Below are 20,000 nucleotides of genomic sequence, written 5' to 3' on the forward strand. Positions count from 1 at the left end.
AATGAACGTAACCCACGTCGTCTGGGATGTGGAGATGGGCGTATCCTTCGCCCTTATTCAACAGGAATTAAAATGAGCGAAAGCTTTGCGGAACTCTTTGAAGAAAGCCTAAAAACCCTGAACCTTCAGGCAGGCTCCATCATCACCGGTGTTATCGTTGATATCGATTACCAAGCTCGCTGGGTAACCGTTCACGCTGGCCTGAAGTCTGAAGCACTCATCCCGCTTGAGCAGTTCTACAACGATGCTGGCGAACTGACTATCAACGTCGGTGACGAAGTTCACGTTGCTCTGGACTCGGTTGAAGACGGCTTTGGTGAAACCAAGCTGTCCCGTGAAAAAGCCAAGCGCGCTGAATGCTGGATTGTTCTGGAAGCAGCCTTCGCAGCCGAAGAAGTGGTCAAGGGCGTTATCAACGGTAAGGTTAAAGGCGGCTTCACTGTCGACGTTAACGGCATCCGTGCGTTCCTGCCAGGTTCTCTGGTTGACGTTCGTCCAGTGCGCGACACCACGCACCTGGAAGGCAAAGAGCTGGAATTCAAGGTCATCAAGCTCGACCAGAAACGCAACAACGTTGTCGTTTCCCGTCGTAGCGTCCTCGAAGCCGAGAACTCCGCCGAGCGTGAAGCTCTGCTGGAATCCCTGCAGGAAGGCCAACAAGTCAAAGGTATCGTCAAGAACCTCACCGATTACGGCGCATTCGTCGATCTGGGTGGCGTCGATGGCCTGCTGCACATTACCGACATGGCTTGGAAGCGTATCAAGCATCCTTCCGAAATCGTCAACGTTGGCGACGAGATCGATGTCAAGGTTCTGAAATACGATCGCGAACGCAATCGTGTTTCCCTGGGCCTGAAGCAGCTGGGCGAAGATCCATGGGTTGCTATCAAAGCCCGTTACCCAGAAAGCACTCGCGTTACCGCTCGTGTAACCAACCTGACCGACTACGGCTGCTTCGCTGAGCTGGAAGAAGGCGTTGAAGGCCTGGTACACGTTTCCGAAATGGACTGGACCAACAAAAACATCCACCCTTCGAAAGTCGTACAAGTCGGCGACGAAGTGGAAGTTATGGTTCTGGACATCGACGAAGAGCGTCGTCGTATCTCCCTCGGCATCAAGCAGTGCAAATCTAACCCATGGGAAGATTTCTCTGGCCAGTTCAACAAGGGCGATAAAATCTCCGGCACCATCAAGTCGATCACCGATTTCGGTATCTTCATTGGTCTGGACGGCGGCATCGACGGTCTGGTTCACCTGTCCGACATCTCCTGGAACGAAGTGGGCGAAGAAGCCGTTCGCCGCTTCAAGAAAGGCGACGAGCTGGACACCGTTATCCTGTCGGTTGACCCAGAGCGCGAGCGCATCTCCCTGGGTATCAAGCAACTGGAAAGCGATCCGTTCTCCGAGTACGTTCAAGAGAACGACAAAGGCGCAATCGTTAAAGGCATCGTGAAAGAAGTTGACGCTAAAGGCGCCATCATCACTCTGGCCGACGATATCGAAGCGACTCTGAAAGCCTCCGAAATCAGCCGTGACCGCGTTGAAGACGCGCGCAACGTTCTGAAAGAAGGCCAGGAAGTAGAAGCCAAGATCATCAGCGTTGACCGCAAGAGCCGCGTAATCCAGCTCTCCATCAAGTCGAAAGACGATGCTGAAGAGAAAGAAGCAATCCAGAGCCTGCGCGACAAGCCAGCGACTTCGGAACCTGCTGCTGGTCCTACCACTCTGGGCGACCTGTTGCGTGCACAAATGGAAAAACAGAACTAAGTTCTGTCAGACCATAGAAAAAGGGCGACTTCGGTCGCCCTTTTTTGTGCCTGCGATTTAGTGAAGCTCCCCAAGCGCTGTTCTAAATCCTGTGCCAGTGAAACCAATGCCTTTAACCTGCTGTCTCTTTCTTTAACAGGATCAATCGTTTAATTGCAGCTAGGCTTACGCTTGATGCGAACGACAGTCGGGCCAAGCGTCCGATATAAGGAAGTGAATGAACAAGCTCATTGTCGCAGTAGTGTTACTGACACTGGCAGGCTGTACCACTAACGCCAAGACTCATGTCGTGCGTGGCGTCAGTGGTATCGAGGTCGATTGTTCTGGTTTGGGTTCCGGTTGGGAGAAGTGCCGCAAGCGAGCCGACAGGGAGTGCAAGGGGAGTGGTTACAAGGTGGTCGCCCGATCTGACGATGCCAAGGATGAGGACGAATTTCCGTTCGGCTTCAATCCGGCAGGGTTTGTGACGCGCACCATGTTGGTCATTTGTCGGTGAGTGCGTAACGCCTTTGTCGTGTTGTGGTGCTCCGTAAATGTGCATCACAGGCTTGGTAAATATATGTCAAGCCCTGGGCTGTTCAAATTCCTCCGGGCATGCTAAAACCTTTGAAGCGCTGATCTAGCTGCTTGAAAAAGAAGGGAAAAATATGACGAAGTCGGAGTTGATCGAACGAATTGTCACCCATCAAGGGCTGCTCTCATCCAAGGATGTGGAGCTGGCCATCAAGACCATGCTCGAACAAATGTCCCAATGTCTGGCCACCGGTGATCGCATCGAGATCCGAGGTTTTGGCAGCTTCTCCCTGCACTACCGCGCACCGCGCGTAGGTCGCAATCCAAAAACCGGTCAGTCCGTCAGCCTCGATGGCAAGTTCGTTCCGCATTTCAAGCCGGGCAAGGAACTGCGTGATCGGGTGAACGAGGAAGAGGAGGAAGGTTTTGACCTCCACAACTAAAGGGTCGACGCATGCGTAACCTCAAGCGTGTACTCCTTGGCTTGGTTCTCCTGTTGCTGGTCCTGGCGATTCTTGCGTTTGTCCTGGAAAATCAGCAATCAGTGTCGCTGCTGTTTCTTGGCTGGGCGGGGCCGCAATTGCCGGTATCGCTGGTCATGGTGCTGGCGCTGCTGATCGGCATGCTGATCGGGCCGATTCTGGGTTGGTTTCTGGGGCGTTCGTCCAGAGCATCCCGCAAGCGCCTCGTTTGATCGCGGCTGATGTAATGGACGTGTTGAATTTGCGTCACAGCTTGTCTATATCCATTAGTAAAAGCGTCATTAAGCTGTAAAATGCTGCGCTTGTCCGGTAATGGCATATTCCCATTTCGGTCAGACTGACTCTGTCAGAAGCCTTTAGCTTAGATGAAGGCTTTTGCATTCATGGATTAGACAGCGCTCGATCGACGGCCCTGTCAGCAACTCAAAGGGTGTAGTTTCGCGTGAAAATTCTAGTAACCGGTGGCGCCGGGTTTATCGGCTCCGCAGTCATTCGTCATATCATCTCAAACACTACCGACGCTGTCGTTAACGTCGATAAACTGACGTATGCCGGTAACTTGGAGTCGCTGGCCGAAGTCAGCCAGAACCCGCGTTATGCGTTTGAGCGCGTTGACATCTGCGACCGCGATCAAATCGACCGTGTCCTGCGTGAACACCAACCAGATGCCATCATGCACCTGGCCGCAGAGTCCCACGTTGATCGTTCGATCTCCGGTCCGTCCGAGTTCATCCAGACCAACATCATTGGCACCTACACCCTGCTGGAAGCCGCACGCCACTACTGGGCTGCACTGGATGATGCGCGTAAAGCCAACTTCCGCTTTCACCATATTTCGACAGACGAAGTCTACGGAGACCTCGAAGGTCCGGAAGACCTCTTCACCGAAACCACACCCTATCAGCCAAGCTCGCCGTATTCGGCGAGCAAAGCCAGTTCCGACCACTTGGTTCGCGCCTGGACCCGTACCTACGGTCTGCCGACCCTGGTCACCAATTGCTCGAACAACTACGGCCCGTGCCACTTCCCGGAGAAGTTGATCCCGCTGATCATCCTCAATGCGTTGGAAGGCAAGCCGCTGCCGGTCTATGGCAAGGGCAACCAGGTTCGTGACTGGCTCTACGTCGAAGACCACGCTCGCGCACTGTACAAAGTCGTGACCGAAGGTGTTATCGGTGAGACGTACAACATTGGTGGCCATAACGAAAAGCAAAACATCGAAGTCGTGAACACCTTGTGTGCACTGCTCGACGAGTTGCGCCCGGATTCTGCTCATCGCCCTCACGCCAGTCTGATCACCTATGTTCAGGATCGCCCGGGCCACGATCAGCGTTACGCGATCGATGCCAGCAAAATCCAGCGCGAGCTGGGTTGGACGCCTGAAGAAACATTCGAAACCGGCATTCGCAAAACTGTCGAGTGGTACCTCAATAACACTGAGTGGGTTGCTCACGTGAAGAGCGGCAGCTACCAGCAATGGATTGACCAGAACTACGCGGATCGTTCGAGTAAGGCATGAAAATCCTCCTACTGGGAAAAAATGGCCAGGTAGGGTGGGAGTTGCAACGCTCCTTGGCGCCGCTGGGTGAGCTGATTGCCCTGGATCGCAGCACCGGCGGTGACTTGTCCGATCTGGACGCCTTGCGCACGACGATCCGTCAGCTCAAGCCGGACGTCATCGTCAATGCCGCCGCCTACACCGCTGTAGATAAGGCCGAGTCCGAAACTGAGCTGGCCGACCGCGTTAATGGTCAGGCAAGCCAGGTTATGGCTGAAGAGGCCGTATTACTTGGGGCCTGGCTGATTCACTACTCGACCGATTACGTGTTCAGTGGGCAGGGTTCAAAGGCGTGGCAAGAAACCGATCCAGTCGCCCCGGTGAATCACTACGGCGCCAGTAAGCTGGCCGGTGAGCAGGCGATTATCGCTTCGAGCTGCAAATACCTGATCTTCCGCACCAGCTGGGTGTATGGCGCTCGCGGTAACAATTTCGCCAAGACCATGCTGCGTCTGGCCAAGGATCGCGAGACCCTGAGCGTCATCGCCGACCAGATCGGAGCCCCGACGGGTGCAGATCTGATTGCCGACGTGACCGCGTTGGCCATTCAGCAGGTCATGCAACGGCCCGAGCTGGCAGGTCTTTATCATCTGGCCGCCACGGGTGAAGTGTCGTGGCATGGCTATGCCAGGCATGTGATCGAGTTTGCCCAGGTCAATGGCGAGCTACTCGCCGTAACGGCGGTAAATCCGATCGAAACGACCGCTTATCCAACGCTTGCGCGTCGCCCTCTGAATTCACGTTTGAACACTCAGAAGCTACGTGACAATTTTTCTCTACACTTGCCGGATTGGCAAAGTGGTGTAACTCGAATGCTTAGGGAAGTTCTGAACAAATGACCACGACAAATCGTAAAGGGATCATCCTCGCCGGCGGCTCGGGCACACGACTGCATCCGTTGACTCTCGGTGTGTCCAAGCAGATGCTGCCGATCTACGACAAGCCGATGATCTTTTATCCTCTGTCGGTGCTGATGCTCGCAGGTATGCGGGAAATCCTGATCATCTCCACTCCGGAAGACTTGCCTTGCTTTCGCAAGCTGCTGGGTGATGGCAGTCTTTACGGTATTAAACTGACTTATGCCGAACAACCAAGCCCAGACGGCCTGGCACAAGCGTTTATTATCGGTGAAGAGTTCATCGGCAAGGACCCTTGCTGTCTGATCCTGGGAGATAACATTTTTTACGGCCAGCATTTCTCGGACAACCTTCGTTCGGCGACTACTCAAAAGGCAGGAGCAACGGTATTCGGTTATCACGTGTCTGATCCTGAGCGTTTTGGCGTGGTTGAGTTTGATCAGTCGGGCCGTGCATTGAGCATCGAAGAAAAACCCGAAAAACCGAAGTCCAACTACGCGGTTACAGGTCTTTATTTCTACGACAATGATGTTGTTGAAATAGCGAAAAATATCAAGCCTTCCGAGCGCGGCGAGTTGGAAATTACCGATGTGAACCGGGTCTATCTTGAGCGCAAGACTCTCAGTGTAGAGATGTTGGGGCGTGGTTTCGCCTGGCTTGACACAGGGACTCATGACTCACTTCTGGAGGCCAGCCATTTCGTTCACACAATTGAGCAGCGTCAAGGGCTTAAAGTGGCTTGTCTCGAAGAAATTGCCTTTACCAACGGCTGGATCGACAGGGCGCAGTTGGCGCAGCAGGCTGAGCGCCTTAAAAAGACGGGTTATGGTCAGTATTTGCTCAAACTGCTGAATTAATACCGCCTGATGTTTGGTGACAGGGCGTAATCCCTGTCACTGATAGGAACTGTTAGCGCGCAACCGGGGTCGATTGGTATTCGAAACTACTGTCCAATAAACTGGGAAAAACGTCAAGCTGTGATCTTCACAGATCGAGACCAGATTAAAACAAGGCTCAAAACACTATGCGAAGCGATGCTGCTAATAACCAAAACCCCGATGAAATTGAAGTTTTTTTGATCGCGCGAGCATTGTGTAAACGCGTGTGGCTAATTATAGGTATCGCCGCGATTGTGGTTGGCTTGGGCGTCATGTACGCGTTCTTTAGCGAGCGTGTTTACGAAGCTAGAGCCTATTTAGTTCCTCCTACTCAGAGTGATATTGCCGATCTGAATACCGGGCGCACTCGGGAGTTTGAGCTCACTCCGTATTCGATTGAAGATGTCTATCGTTTATTTGTTCGGAATCTACGCTCCGAGTCGCTTCGGCAGGAGTTTTTTGTGGACGAGTATCTGCCCTCGTTGAGTGACGATCAAAAGACACGGTCGCAAGACGCGCTGTACTCGGAGTATTCAAAAAAAATTCAGGTCAACCCTGTTACAGCGGATGAAGAAGGCCGTTACTCGGTTGTTGTACAGACCATGAGTAGTGAAAAAGCAGTTGACTGGGTTAAGAAATACGTAAAACGCGCCGAGTCCCGGGCGACTAAGGAGATAATGAAAAACGTGTCTTACGAGGCAAAAATCCGCGCCAAGAACACTAGCCAGGAAATTGATACCAAGCGTGAAACGGGCGAAACCTCGCGTGGCGATACCATTACCAAGCTGCGTGCAGCGCTTAGCGTCGCAGAGGCAGCTGGCGTGCAGAAACCAACCGTGGTATTCGGCGGAGCACCGGCTGGGGTGGCAGGAAACATGGAAGGAGAGATGAGTTTCTTGAGAGGGGTTGAAGCGATAAAGGCTGAGATAAAAAATCTTGAAAGCAGGTCATCCAACGACGCGTTTATTAAGGAACTGCGAGGCCTCCAAGCCAAGAAAAGTTTTTACGAAAAGTTGGCCGTCGCCCCGAGAGAAATCGATATGTATCGCTATGACGGCGTTGTAGAAACACCAGAAAATGCGATTAAGCCGAAAAAGACACTCGTCATAGCGCTGGCACTGGTGCTGGGGCTAATGCTTGGTGTTCTGTCAGCTTTTACGCAGTATCGCTGGGAGGAAACGCGGAAAAAAGCGTATACCTGATTCTGTGTCATCGAAGCGATGTTTCAGAGTGAGAAAGGCAATGGAAATGGTGCCTTTAAGTTGTTTATAGTCATTATAGGCAGAATATTCATAGCCGTTTAAGGTGTTACTACATGAAATTGCTAAAAACCGATTTACAGGAAGTAGTTATAATAGAGCCAACGGTTTTTAGGGATGATCGCGGCTGGTTTACTGAAAGTTTTAACGAGCCGCGTTTTCATGAGGCACTTTCGGAGTTGGGTTTACCTATTCCCAGAAGCTTCATCCAGGATAATCACTCGTGCTCCCAAAAAGGTGTGCTTCGAGGCCTGCACTACCAACTGTCGCCTCATGCCCAGGGGAAGTTGGTCAGAGTTGTTTCAGGTGCCGCATATGATGTTGCCGTCGATATTCGAAAGGGATCACCTACTTACGGGAACTGGGTTGGCGTCGAGTTGAGTGCAGCTAATAATCGGATGTTATGGATACCTGAAGGGTTTGCCCACGGCTTTATAGCTCTGGAAGACGATACTCATTTTCTATATAAAACCACAGATGTTTACTGTAAGGATCTTGAGCGTAGTATCAAGTGGAACGATGCCGATATTGGTATAAAGTGGCCTGAAGACATTGATCTTATTGTCAGTGAAAAAGACAGGCAAGCCAAGGCATTCAATGAAGCGGATTTGCCTACTGTTTACTTGCCAGGTACTACACAACTTATCGATTTGGAAGTGATTGGTGACAACCGTGGCAGTTTAGTATCCCTGGAGAAAGGTCGGCAAGTCCCATTCGAAATTAAACGCGTCTATTATATTTTCGGTACTCTGCCTGATGTAAGCCGAGGGTTTCACGCGCACAAACAGTTGCGGCAACTAGCAGTTTGCGTTTCAGGAAAGTGTCGCATGCTGATGGATAATGGCCTCACCAAAGAAGAAGTCTGGCTGGACTCACCCAAAAAAGGGGTTTTGATCAATAACCTTATTTGGCGAGAGATGCATGACTTCAGCGATGATTGCGTATTAGTGGTTTTTGCCAGTCACGAATATGATGAGGCCGACTATATACGAAGCTATGAAGAATTTATAAAAGTTGTTGCCATCAATACGGCGTCGAGCGGTGCGTGCTGATCGGTAGTTCAGCTGTAGCGTGATTGACATAAGTTTTGGTAATACGGACATAACAGGTGTTTTAATGATTGAGTTTTTAAGTTTGAAAGATGTGAACGCAGCCCATGCTGTCGAACTCAAGGCTGCCTGTGCGCGGGTAATTGACTCTGGTTGGTATATCCAGGGGAAAGAACTGGAGCAGTTCGAGACAGATTTCGCTGCTGCCTGTGGCTCGAAGTACTGCTTTGGCGTGGCGAATGGGTTGGACGCGCTTACTTTGACCTTGAGAGCTTGGAAAATTCTCGGGAAATTGAGCGTTGGCGATGAAGTGATCGTGCCTGCGAACACTTACATCGCCAGTGTCCTGGCGATTACCGAAAATGGTTTGACGCCAATCCTCGTTGAACCAGATGAGTCTCTGAATATTTCTCCTGCCCTTATCAAGGCTGCCATCGGGCCGAAAACAAAAGCGATCATCCCCGTTCACTTGTACGGGCAACTGGCTGATATGCCAGCGATCATGAATATCGCGAAAGACCACGGTCTTTTGGTTCTTGAAGATTCGGCTCAGTCGCATGGCGCCAGTTTTGATGGAAAGAAGGCGGGCAGCTGGGGCGATGCCGCGGGATTCAGTTTCTATCCAGGGAAGAACCTCGGTGCGCTTGGGGATGCTGGCGCCATTACCACTAACGATGACGAGTTAGCTCAAGTCGTAAAGGTGTTGAGAAATTATGGGTCGCACGAAAAGTACAAAAATATCTATCAAGGTGTAAATAGTCGGCTTGATGAAATTCAGGCGGCTATGTTAACTGTGAAACTAAAATACCTGTCGGAAGATATTAAAAGTCGCAGAAAAATTGCAGAATTGTATATGCGCGGAATAAAAAATGACCTGATTCGCTTACCGCTTGATATGGGTGTGTCTCCGCTGACTCTCGAGAGTCATGTCTGGCATCTCTTTGTTGTCCGCTCAGATAAGCGTGACGCGTTGCAAAAGCATCTGGCTGCATCCGGTGTGCAGACACTGATTCACTACCCGATCCCACCTCATAAGCAACAGGCTTATAAAGACTGGAATAGCTTGTCTTTCCCTATTACCGAAAAAATACACGACCAGGTACTGAGCCTGCCCATTGGGCCTACGATGTCTGTGGAAGACGCAGCGACAGTGATAAGCGCGTGCAATAGTTTCAACGGTAACGGTTGAAGGATAATGACGCTGATAAAAACGAGTTTGCTAAACGGGATTGCTGTCCTCGTTAAGATGCTCACACTGCTTGGAATAAATAAAGTACTGGCGATTTATGTTGGTCCTGTAGGTTATGCGGCTCTCGGGCAGTTTCAAAATGCCATTCAAATGATCACTACTTTTGCGAGCGGTGCGATTAATACAGGCGTCACCAAGTACACGGCAGAGTATCATTATGATGAGAAAAAGCAGCAAGCCGTTTGGCGGAGTGCAGGAACGATAGCTATTTCTGGCTCGTTATTATGCAGCGCCATTATATTGATCTTCAGTGATGACCTGGCAGGTTGGATACTGAAAAACAATGAGTTTGGAGGGGTTTTCAGGTGGTTTGCAGCCACGCTGGTATTCTTTACGTTAAATACACTTTTGCTCGCGATACTCAACGGTAAAAAAGACCTGTTGCGGTATGTGGCTGCGAATATTGCCGGAAGCCTGTTTGCGTTCGTAGTGACCACGGCTTTATCAATATTCTCAGGGCTCTATGGCGCGTTGATAGCGCTGGCAATATATCAGTCAATAAGTTTTTTTGTGACGTTGGTTATTTGTTTAAAAGCTTCTTGGTTTCGTCTGAGTTACCTGTATGGGCGTGTTGATAAAGAGGTAGCCAGGAATTTTTTAAAATACACAGCGATGGCGCTGACTTCGGCAATTTGCGTTCCGGTCAGCCACATCCTCGTGCGTAATCACCTTGGTGCTTCACTTGGCTGGGAAGCCGCGGGTTATTGGGAGGCTATGTGGCGTCTCAGCGCAGCATATCTGATGCTGGTGACTACAACGTTGAGTGTCTATTACTTGCCCAAGCTGTCGGAATTAACGAATGAAGCTGACGTAAGAGAAGAAATAATACAGGGTTATCGGTTTATATTGCCGTGCACTGCGATCTGCGGACTGCTCATCTACGTATTGCGTGATTTTATAATTCACGTGTTGTTTACCGCTGATTTCCTTCCCATGAGAAACCTTTTTGCGTGGCAAATTGTTGGTGACACGCTGAAAATCGGAAGCTGGATACTGGCCTACGTGATGCTTGGCAAGGCAATGTTCAAGCTCTTTATCATCTCGGAAATAGTCTCCGCTGCATGTTTTTATCTGCTGACTGTCGTTTTGACGAAGTATATGGGGCTGGAAGGTGTATCGCTGGCTCATGCAATAAACTACGCGATTTACTGGATCTTGATGATGTTGTTTGTTGCGAGGGCGCTCAAAAGGATGAAACCTGAGGTTTTAGCTGGCTGACGGTTGTTGGGTACTTGAATTTTTTTTTGCTGAGGCGGTTACGTTGAATATTTATAATCCAAAAGTTTCTGTAATGATCATCACTTACAATCAATCTCATTTGATTGCAGAAACTATTGAAAGCGTTCTTTTGCAAGATTACAAAAATCTCGAAATAGTCGTGGCGGATGATGCTTCGACGGATGGAACGCGAGAAGTGATTTTAGATTTTCAGCGTCGATACCCTGATGTGGTAATCCCAATCCTTAATGAAAAAAACATGGGCATCACTGGGAATTCGAATGCGGCTTTCTTCGCTTGCACTGGTGAGTTAGTTGCGATTCTGGGGGGGGATGATCTATTCCTGCCAGGTAAGATAAAAGCGCAGGTCGAACAGTTTGAAGATTCGAAAGTTGTTCTTTCCTACCACCCGGTTGATATTTTTAATCATGCCGACGGGAAGGTGCTTTTTCGAACCAATACCACTGAAAAAGAAAAAATCAATAACGTCTACGATCTGATATCGAAGGGAGGCATTCCAGGAGCCTCTTCCGTAATGGTGAGACGTTCAGCGTGCCCTTCGCACGGATTTGACCCGCTCTTTCCTGTAGTGTCAGATTGGATTTTTTATATAGAAGTCGCATTGCGTGGAGAAATTCGAGAACTCTCTGGAGTATTTGGTAAGTATCGTAAACATGGTTTGGGTGCAAGTGACAGAACATTCGAATTGCTGCAAGAGTCTCTATTGACTGTTGATCTTATTTCGCAGCGTTATGCAAGTGATCCTGCTATTCAAAAGGCTTGTGAGCAAGGGGGATATCGTTACCTTCTTGGTGAACTATTCAGGCAAATCGTTAAAAAGAACAAAGCAAACGTGGAGGCGCTTCATCCTTTGTTTTTGAAGTATTCTTCCGGAAGCAAGAAGTGCTTGACCAATATTGTGTTTAAAGTTCTCAATAACTCGATTATTTTTAACTTGGTTTCAGGGTTACTTCCAAAGTTAAAAAATGCGATAAAGCGGAATGTATAAATCATGCTTAATCCAGCATTCGTTTATATTTCTATGTGGTCATTGGTTTTGCTGTTGTATTTTTTTGGATTGACGACCAATTTGGTTCCGCCAACAGTGGTGGGGCTGATGGTGATATTGATGAACATGGTCAGCATATTTTTGCTGTATGTGCTTTTGAAGGGGCGTAAAAAAAACGAACCATTAAGTTCGGAAAGAACAGAGTATTATGTAGCTGTTGTTAGTAGGTTTTTTCGATTGCTGCTTGTTGTCTGGTTGTTGGGTACGGTTTTCGAGATTTATTACTCTGCTGGCGTACCTCTTTATTGGCGTCTCGCGGGTATCAATAAGTTGTATACGGAGTTTGGAGTTCCTTCGCTTCATGGTGTAATGAATGCCTGTTATCTGCAAATACTATCCATGGCAACTTACCTGTCGAGTAAGACTAGATCGAAAAAACTGATTTTCGTCATAGCTGTGTTGTTGCTTTGGCCGGTATTGATGTTGGGGCGGGGGATTTTACTCAGCGGATTGATACAAATAGTTTGTGTTTCCCTCGTTTTGACGAAAATATCTTATAAGAAGATAGCCACCTTGGTTGTTGTCTTGCTATCAGTAGTGGTGGTGTTTGGCTATCTTGGTGATATGCGGCAAACTTCAAATCCGTTTTCGTATTTAGTGTCTGGAACATCGGCTGAAGTCTTTGACGCTTTGCCGAGCGGATTTCTTTGGTTTTATGTTTATTTGACGGCGGGACTAAGTAATTTCTTCCATAACATTGATACGGTAAGTCCTGCCTGGTCGGTATCTTATTCCATGTCCAATATGTTGCCTTCTGTCGTAAAGGCGTCTTTTGGGTTAGATGCTCGGAACGACCTATTCACCTTTGTAGACAGAAATCTGAATACGTCCACTATTTATGCCGGCTTTGTATCGGATGTGGGGGCATTTGGTGGGTTCTTGTTTGTCGCCCTGATTCAGTTGGTGTGTTGCTGCATATATAATGCGTCTTTAAAGGGGAAACCTTGGGGGATATTTGCTTACTCCGTAGCCTTTCAGATTCTGGTTTTTTCGATTTTTTATGACATGTTTTTCTTGCTTCCAACGCTGTTTCAGTTCTTTATCTGCTTTTCGCTTTATGTTTTTGCAAATCTGCGCCTCGATAGTCAAAAAAAGGAGGCGCTGCAAGATACATAATTTATAGATTACTCGGGACACCAAGCCTGGAAAAATTGTTTTACTGTCGATTTCTAGAGGTACGATCATGAAGAAAATTCTAATCACCGGCGGCGCAGGATTCATAGGTTCACACCTTGTTCCCAAATTGCTGAGGACCAACCATACAGTCCGGATTCTGGATCCTTTGACTGTCCAGGTACATGGAAGTCTGCCGGCTGATCTCGATTGGCTGGGTGGAGAGGGGGTTGAATTCATTCGCGGTAGTGTTACTTCCCGAGAAGACTGGGTGAAAGCGCTGGAGGGTATCGACGGCATTGTCCACTTGGCGGCCGAGACCGGGACTGGTCAGTCGATGTATGAAATTGCCCGTTACAACGAGGTCAACTCCCAAGGCACTGCGTTGATGTTTGATGTGTTGGGTAAATTGCCGTCGCACAGCGTCAAGCGGATTATTCTCTCCTCCAGCCGTTCGGTTTACGGCGAGGGTGCCTACATCAATCCCGAGACCAATCAGCGTGTATGTCCTGCCGCGCGTTCGGCGGAGGCTTTGGGTAAGCAAATGTGGGAACCGTTGTGTCCCTCTACCGGCACTGTCCTGAAACTCGTGCCAACGACTGAAACGGATCTGATCGCCCCATCTTCGTTTTATGCTGCGACCAAGTATGCCCAAGAGGATCTTGTTCGGATTGGCGGTCAATCAATGGGTATTGATTACACGATATTCCGTTTGCAAAACGTCTACGGCGAACGTCAGTCGTTGAACAATCCTTACACCGGAATTCTGTCGATATTCTCCACCAAAATCCGCCGTGATAGCGTTCTTCCTCTTTTCGAAGACGGTCTGGAAAGCCGTGATTTTGTTCACGTTGATGATGTTACTGATGCATTGCTTGCAGGGTTACTTGTCGAGAAGTCGCCAAACACGATTGTTAACGTCGGCAGCGGTGTCGCTACCTCGGTTAAAGAAGTGGCGGAGGAACTGACGCGAGCATTTGGGAAGGAACCGAACGTAACAGTAACGGGGCAGTTCCGGGTTGGGGATATTCGCCACAATTATGCAGATATCAAACGCTTGGATGAGCTGCTGGGTGTTCATCCTAAAGTCACTTTGAAGGAGGGTCTCAAGCGCTTCGCTGAATGGGTCCTTCAGCAACCTCTGCCGGAAGATCAGTTGGAAAAGGCGAATCAAGAATTGCGCGCCCGAAAGTTGATGAATTAAGGAGATAGTCTATGGAGCAGGACAACCCGAGTTTGCGCAGTTTGTTGCGCGCAGATATTGACAGGCAGAGAGCGCTGTTCAATGCGCCCCCTATCAAGTCGAAAGTTAAATTAATCTTGGGTATGTTTGCTCCAAGATTTGCTCCTGTGCTGCTCTATAGACTGGCGTATTCAATGAACCATAAGGGTTTTAGAATACTGGCGCGTTTTTTCTCATTGCTGAATTACACTTTTTTCGGTATCGAAATAGCTGTTGTCTGCAAAATTGGCCCGGGGCTGTTCTTCCCTCATACCCAAGGTACCGTGATCGGAGCCGTGAGCATAGGTGCGAACGCAGTTATCTACCAGGGTGTTACCCTCGGCGCTAAAGACCTCGATTTCACCTATGACGAGCATCACCGCCCAGTCGTGGGCAATAATGTCGTTGTCGGCGCGGGGGCGAAAGTCCTTGGGGGGCTGACGCTGGGTGATAATGTCACAGTCGCCGCAAACTCAGTGTTGCTCATGAGTGTGCCGGCTGATGTTATTGTAGCCGGTATGCCTGCAAAAATTGTTAAAAAACGGACGATGTAGTCGTGAATTATTTGCTAGAAAACAAAAGCGTCTTATATATTGCTCCGGCTTTTTTTGGCTACGAAAGTGAGATAAAAAAGGAACTGGAGCAGCAGGGCGCTAACGTTACCTTTTTGCTGGATCGTCCCTTTAATTCTCCGCTTCTCAAGGCGCTCACCCGGGTTCGTCGCGAGTGGGTGATAGGGGCGGCTGATCGTTATTACGAAAGCCAGTTGACTTCTATCGATACCGAGTTCGATTACATATTTGTTGTTAATGGACAGACATTATCTACCCATACCCTCAGCGCCTGGCGTGAACGCTACCCGGCGGCTAAGTTTGTACTGTATATGTGGGATTCTTTTTCGAATCGGCAGCAAACGCTAAGGAATCTCAAGTATTTCGATAGTGTTTTCACATTTGACAAAAATGATGCTGAAAAATATCAGGCGAATTTTCGGCCTTTGTTTTTTTCAGCTGGATTTGAATCGGTAGACCTGACACCTATTCAATATGACATCAGCTTCATAGGTACGGCACATACCGATAGATTCTCTATCGTTGATAAAGTTGACCGACAGTTAGGTTCGTCATTCAGAAAGTACTGGTATCTTTTCTTACAGGCAAAATGGGTCTATTGGGTTTACCGTTTCACCAATAGTGCCTATCGCACGGCGCAATCTAATAACTTTAAGTACCAGTCTATTGCCAAGACGGAAGTGCAGCGAGTATTTAACGCTTCGAAAGCCATACTTGATATAGAACATCCTCAGCAAACGGGATTGACCATGCGTACCCTGGAAACACTCGGTGCGCGGAAGAAGTTAGTCACCACTAATGCCAGTGTAAAGTTGTACGATTTTTATTCTGAAGATAATATTTTTGTCATTGATCGGCAAGATCCTGTTATTCCTAAAGCGTTTCTCGATAAACCATACAAGGCGGTTGAACCTCATATTTACCGTCGCTATAGCCTGGCCGGGTGGCTCGAAGAAATTATCAGCTTGGTAAACGAAAAATGAAAATTTTAGTTACAGGGGCAAGCGGATTTATTGGTCGTGCGCTATGTCTGGATCTGCAATCCAGAGGATTGGCTGTGCGAGCGCTCATGAGAAAGCAGTCCTCGGTTGTCGCTGATTATGAATGTTTGTCTGGTGAGCTGGATGATGAGGCGTTTCTCTCGACAGCGTTGTCAGGCATAGATGTCGTTATTCATCTTGCCGGCAGAGCGCATCAGTTCGGAAAAGCTTCCACGAATCTGGAAGCAATGCTCGCGGTGAATAAGGATCTCACGCTTAAGTTAGCGTCATACGCAGAAAAACTCGGGGTTAAGCGCTTTATATTTGTCAGTTCCATTGGCGTCAATGGGGTGGAAACTGGCTCGGTAGCTATCGATGAAACGTCTTCCGCCAATCCAGTGAAGGACTACGCCTTGTCCAAGTATGAGGCGGAAATTGGCTTGACCGAGCGATACATAAATCATGCTAGTGAAATGGAGTTGGTTATCATCCGGCCTCCTCTCGTGTATGCAGCCAACGCACCTGGAAACTTTCAAAAGTTGCTTAAACTCGTTAAAGCTGGTGCGCCGTTGCCATTTTCCGGGGTTGCCAACAAGAGAAGTATGGTTTCACTCAATAATCTCACCGACTTTTTAAGCACCTGTGCAATTCATCCTCGGGCCGGTGGGCAGTTATTTCTAGTTTCTGATGGAGACGATCTTTCTTTGCCAGAGATACTTGAAGCGCTTTCAGAGGGGATGGGACGAAAATCCAGACTCTTTTACTTTCCTGTGTCGATCATGTCAGCGGTAAGTCGACTGCTCGGCAAGGGCGCACTGATGACACAACTGTGTGGCTCTTTCGTACTGAACTCCAATAAAGCTACGGCTTTGTTAAACTGGACGCCGCCTTTTTCTTCACGCGATGAGTTGATCAAATCGGCGCGAAATTTTGAGTTGTCCGGTGATGCACCTCGTTCAAAAACGGTGCGGTCTCAATAAGGAGTTTTTAATGCTGTGGTTATTTTTGCCGGTCATCGCCATTTTTTCCTTCTCTCTGACGTGGGTTCTTCGTCGGTACGCGCTGGCCCGCAGTCTTATCGATGTGCCCAATGCGCGTAGTTCTCATACCATTCCTACGCCCCGAGGTGGTGGTGTCGCAATCGTCGTGTGCTTCCTCGCCGCTGCCGTGGCGATGTTCTTTCTGGAAATGCTTCCATTGAATCAGGTCGCGGCGTTGCTGGGAGCCGGTGCATTGGTGGCCGTTCTGGGATTTTTGGATGATCACGGTCATATCGCTGCCAGATGGCGACTTTTAGGTCATTTCCTGGCGGCGTTTTGGGCCTTGTATTGGATTGGCGGTCTCGCACCTATTTCTGTGTTCGGGGTAAATATCGACCTCGGTATTTTCGGTTACGTTGTGGCCGCAATGTTTCTGGTCTGGATGCTTAATCTTTATAACTTCATGGATGGCATTGACGGGATAGCCAGTGTCGAGGCGGTGTCGGCTTGCGTCGGGGCTGCATTACTGTATTGGTGGCAGGGAGGTGCCGCAGTGGGCGGGCCGCTATTACTCGCTAGCGCGGTCTTGGGATTTCTATGCTGGAATTTTCCGCCAGCCAAGATCTTCATGGGGGATGCCGGGAGTGGATTTCTGGGCATGATTCTGGGGATTTTTGCGCTTCAGGCCGCGTGGATATCATCCAACTTGTTTTTTGCGTGGCTGATCCTGCTCGGCGTGTTCATAGTGGACGCCACCGTGACACTGCTTCGCCGATTGTTGCGTGGAGAAAAGGTTTACGAGGCGCACCGCAGTCATGCCTATCAATTTGCCTCTCGCCAGTACAAGCGACATTTGCCGGTGACGCTGGCGACGGGAATACTGAACACTGTGTGGCTGTTGCCGATTGCCTTCCTGGTGGTTGCTGGCAAGCTGGAAGGCATATTCGGATTGATTACAGCGTATGTACCTTTGCTGTTGCTGGCACTAAAATTCCGAGCCGGGGATGTAGAAGTTAGCTAGCCCCGATTGGTTTTGGCGTGTGAGTCCTCTCTGACGAGTTTGATAGAAAAGAGGATACTGACAGTCCAGGCGTTTTATGTAAGGTGCTCAAAGGATTTATGGATAAATTACGTGCTTTTTTGGTAGGACTACCGCGTCGACAGAAGCGTTTGATTCAGGTATCTGCCGATATCGTCCTCGTTTGGCTGGCATTATGGCTTTCCTTTGTGGTCCGGTTGGGGGTGGATGTTCTTATCAACCCTTTCACCATGCACGAAGTGCTGTTTCTGAGTGCACCGGCCATTGCTATTCCCTTATTTATCCGATTTGGCATGTACCGTGCGGTCATGCGGTATTTTGGCAACGACGCGCTGATTGCCATCGTCAAGGCGGTCACCCTTTCCTCGTTGATCTTGGGTGTGGTTGTTTATTGGTACAGCAATCACCAGAACATCGTTCCGAGATCGATCATTTTCAACTATTGGTGGCTCAGCCTGATCATGATTGGCGGGTTGCGCCTGGCAATGCGCCAGTATTTCCTCGGCGACTGGTTCACGGCCGCACAACACGTACCATTTACCAATCGTGATGACGGCCTGCCCAAGGTCGCCATTTACGGCGCCGGTGCTGCGGGTAATCAGTTGGTGGCCGCATTACGCATGGGGCGCGTCATGCGCCCGATCGCATTTATCGATGACGACAGCAGCATTGCCGATCGCGTCATTGCAGGGTTGCAGGTTTACAAGCCTAAACATATTCAGCGCATGATCGATGCAACGGGAGCGCAGGAAATACTATTGGCTATTCCTTCGGCAAACCGTGTAAGGCGTCGTGAAATACTCGGATTTTTAGAAGGCTTTCCGCTTCATGTGCGAAGCGTCCCCGGTTTTATGGATCTGGCAAGCGGGCGGGTCAAGGTTGATGACATTCAAGAAGTAGATATCGCGGACTTGCTGGGACGTGATGCGGTACCTGCCCAGGAGAATCTCCTTGAGCATTGTATTAAAGAGCAGTCTGTCATGGTCACCGGGGCAGGCGGTTCGATTGGCTCGGAATTATGCCGTCAAATACTTGAGCTGCGTCCAACGACGTTAATATTATTCGAGCACAGCGAGTTTAATCTCTACAGTATTCTTTCTGAGTTAGAACAACAGGTTACGCGGAAATCGCTGTCTGTCAGGCTGTTGCCAATACTTGGCTCGGTGAGTAACCCGCGTAAGCTGCTTGATGTCATGAACACCTGGCAAGTAGACACGGTATATCACGCCGCAGCGTATAAGCATGTGCCTATTGTCGAGCATAATATTGCTGAAGGCGTTATTAATAACGTCATTGGTACCTTGAATACTGCCCAAGCTGCTTTGCAGGCGGGTGTAGCGAACTTTGTTTTGATTTCGACAGATAAGGCCGTGCGTCCTACCAATGTAATGGGTAGCACTAAACGTCTGGCGGAACTGACGTTACAGGCGCTTAGTCGAGAATTAGCCCCGGTAATGTTTCGTGATAACTCGAATGTTTCACGTGTCAATAAAACCCGATTTACAATGGTGCGTTTCGGCAATGTTCTTGGATCATCCGGCTCCGTCATCCCTCTGTTTCATAAACAAATCAAATCCGGTGGCCCTCTAACTGTCACTCACCCGAAGATAACCCGTTACTTCATGACCATTCCTGAAGCTGCTCAGTTGGTTATTCAGGCAGGGTCCATGGGTTTGGGTGGAGATGTTTTTGTACTGGATATGGGGGAGCCGGTCAAGATCGTCGAACTGGCCGAAAAGATGATCCATCTTTCTGGCTTCAGTGTGCGTTCAGAGAAAAATCCGCACGGTGACATCGCTATTGAATTTACGGGGCTCCGTCCAGGAGAGAAGTTGTATGAGGAGCTATTGATAGGCGATAACGTCGTCAAGACCCCTCATCCAATGATTATGAGTGCAAACGAGGATTTCATATCTTGGGATGTACTAAAAGGCAAACTGGCGGAGCTAATCTCGGCCGTTGAATCAGACGACTACACACGTGTGCGTCAGCTGCTCCGTGATACGGTCAGCGGCTATGCGCCAGATGGCGAAATCGTAGACTGGATACATCAGCAACGACGGTTGGATCCTTGACAGCGAAGAGACGTCGTTATGGTAAAAGCGGGCCGCGTTCAGCTACTTCCAGTCGTTGAATAGCTTTTCGGTACCGCTGAATATTTCGGTAATTGTTTCGAGTCCTGCTTGCAGGATTTT

At 49.1% G+C, this 20,000-nt stretch carries 19 protein-coding genes and 1 pseudogene; all 20 read left to right on the top strand.

Annotated features, from left to right (window positions below):
• Positions 1 to 72 precede the first annotated feature (72 nt).
• The gene (gene rpsA / locus FQ192_RS19765; protein WP_123406822.1) at positions 73 to 1,767 is read left to right on the top strand and encodes a 30S ribosomal protein S1; all 1,695 of its coding nucleotides are present in this window, start codon (positions 73 to 75) and stop codon (positions 1,765 to 1,767) included.
• A gap of 217 nt (positions 1,768 to 1,984) precedes the next feature.
• The gene (locus tag FQ192_RS19770; protein ID WP_149660063.1) at positions 1,985 to 2,263 is read left to right on the top strand and encodes a hypothetical protein; all 279 of its coding nucleotides are present in this window, start codon (positions 1,985 to 1,987) and stop codon (positions 2,261 to 2,263) included.
• A gap of 151 nt (positions 2,264 to 2,414) precedes the next feature.
• Entirely contained in the window at positions 2,415 to 2,723 is a 309-nt protein-coding gene (ihfB, locus tag FQ192_RS19775; protein ID WP_054051920.1) for an integration host factor subunit beta, read from the top strand.
• 11 nt (positions 2,724 to 2,734) lie between these two features.
• Positions 2,735 to 2,974: a LapA family protein gene (locus FQ192_RS19780; RefSeq protein WP_149660064.1), complete on the top strand. Its 240-nt coding sequence runs from the start codon at positions 2,735 to 2,737 to the stop codon at positions 2,972 to 2,974.
• A gap of 230 nt (positions 2,975 to 3,204) precedes the next feature.
• The gene (gene rfbB / locus FQ192_RS19785) at positions 3,205 to 4,281 is read left to right on the top strand and encodes a dTDP-glucose 4,6-dehydratase (protein ID WP_149660065.1); all 1,077 of its coding nucleotides are present in this window, start codon (positions 3,205 to 3,207) and stop codon (positions 4,279 to 4,281) included.
• Positions 4,278 to 5,159: a dTDP-4-dehydrorhamnose reductase gene (rfbD, locus tag FQ192_RS19790; RefSeq protein ID WP_149660066.1), complete on the top strand. Its 882-nt coding sequence runs from the start codon at positions 4,278 to 4,280 to the stop codon at positions 5,157 to 5,159. The genes rfbB and rfbD overlap by 4 nt, the downstream gene beginning before the upstream one ends.
• Positions 5,156 to 6,034 (top strand): glucose-1-phosphate thymidylyltransferase RfbA, encoded by an 879-nt coding sequence (gene rfbA, locus FQ192_RS19795; RefSeq protein WP_149660067.1) that lies wholly within the window; start codon positions 5,156 to 5,158, stop codon positions 6,032 to 6,034. Before rfbD ends, rfbA begins: the two co-directional genes overlap by 4 nt.
• 167 nt (positions 6,035 to 6,201) lie before the next feature.
• Complete coding sequence (locus tag FQ192_RS19800) at positions 6,202 to 7,257, top strand: Wzz/FepE/Etk N-terminal domain-containing protein (RefSeq protein WP_149660068.1); 1,056 nt, start codon at positions 6,202 to 6,204, stop codon at positions 7,255 to 7,257.
• 113 nt (positions 7,258 to 7,370) lie between these two features.
• A pseudogene (gene rfbC / locus FQ192_RS34495) lies at positions 7,371 to 7,925 on the top strand (dTDP-4-dehydrorhamnose 3,5-epimerase); the annotation flags it as partial.
• A gap of 12 nt (positions 7,926 to 7,937) precedes the next feature.
• The gene (locus tag FQ192_RS34500) at positions 7,938 to 8,366 is read left to right on the top strand and encodes an FdtA/QdtA family cupin domain-containing protein (RefSeq protein WP_256672322.1); all 429 of its coding nucleotides are present in this window, start codon (positions 7,938 to 7,940) and stop codon (positions 8,364 to 8,366) included.
• Positions 8,367 to 8,430: 64 nt separating this feature from the next.
• On the top strand, positions 8,431 to 9,552 hold the full coding sequence (locus FQ192_RS19810; RefSeq protein WP_149660070.1) for a DegT/DnrJ/EryC1/StrS aminotransferase family protein: 1,122 nt from the start codon (positions 8,431 to 8,433) through the stop codon (positions 9,550 to 9,552).
• A gap of 6 nt (positions 9,553 to 9,558) precedes the next feature.
• Positions 9,559 to 10,830, top strand: coding sequence for an O-antigen translocase (locus FQ192_RS19815; protein ID WP_149660071.1), 1,272 nt, complete (start codon positions 9,559 to 9,561; stop codon positions 10,828 to 10,830).
• A 43-nt stretch (positions 10,831 to 10,873) separates the two neighbouring features.
• A complete protein-coding gene (locus FQ192_RS19820) occupies positions 10,874 to 11,839 on the top strand; it encodes a glycosyltransferase (protein ID WP_149660072.1) in 966 nt (321 codons plus the stop codon).
• A gap of 3 nt (positions 11,840 to 11,842) precedes the next feature.
• Entirely contained in the window at positions 11,843 to 13,015 is a 1,173-nt protein-coding gene (locus tag FQ192_RS19825) for an O-antigen polymerase (protein ID WP_149660073.1), read from the top strand.
• Between the two features lie 67 nt (positions 13,016 to 13,082).
• Positions 13,083 to 14,216: an NAD(P)-dependent oxidoreductase gene (locus FQ192_RS19830; RefSeq protein WP_149660074.1), complete on the top strand. Its 1,134-nt coding sequence runs from the start codon at positions 13,083 to 13,085 to the stop codon at positions 14,214 to 14,216.
• An 11-nt stretch (positions 14,217 to 14,227) separates the two neighbouring features.
• A complete protein-coding gene (locus FQ192_RS19835; RefSeq protein ID WP_149660075.1) occupies positions 14,228 to 14,788 on the top strand; it encodes a serine O-acetyltransferase in 561 nt (186 codons plus the stop codon).
• Between the two features lie 2 nt (positions 14,789 to 14,790).
• Positions 14,791 to 15,789: a hypothetical protein gene (locus tag FQ192_RS19840; RefSeq protein WP_149660076.1), complete on the top strand. Its 999-nt coding sequence runs from the start codon at positions 14,791 to 14,793 to the stop codon at positions 15,787 to 15,789.
• Positions 15,786 to 16,766, top strand: a complete 981-nt coding sequence (locus FQ192_RS19845) for an NAD-dependent epimerase/dehydratase family protein (protein ID WP_149660077.1) — start codon at positions 15,786 to 15,788, stop codon at positions 16,764 to 16,766. The genes FQ192_RS19840 and FQ192_RS19845 overlap by 4 nt, the downstream gene beginning before the upstream one ends.
• A gap of 10 nt (positions 16,767 to 16,776) precedes the next feature.
• Positions 16,777 to 17,787, top strand: coding sequence for a glycosyltransferase family 4 protein (locus tag FQ192_RS19850; RefSeq protein ID WP_256672319.1), 1,011 nt, complete (start codon positions 16,777 to 16,779; stop codon positions 17,785 to 17,787).
• Between the two features lie 98 nt (positions 17,788 to 17,885).
• Complete coding sequence (locus FQ192_RS19855; RefSeq protein WP_149660079.1) at positions 17,886 to 19,880, top strand: nucleoside-diphosphate sugar epimerase/dehydratase; 1,995 nt, start codon at positions 17,886 to 17,888, stop codon at positions 19,878 to 19,880.
• Positions 19,881 to 20,000 lie beyond the last annotated feature (120 nt).

Source organism: Pseudomonas sp. ANT_J12, from assembly GCF_008370045.1.
Taxonomy (GTDB): domain Bacteria; phylum Pseudomonadota; class Gammaproteobacteria; order Pseudomonadales; family Pseudomonadaceae; genus Aquipseudomonas.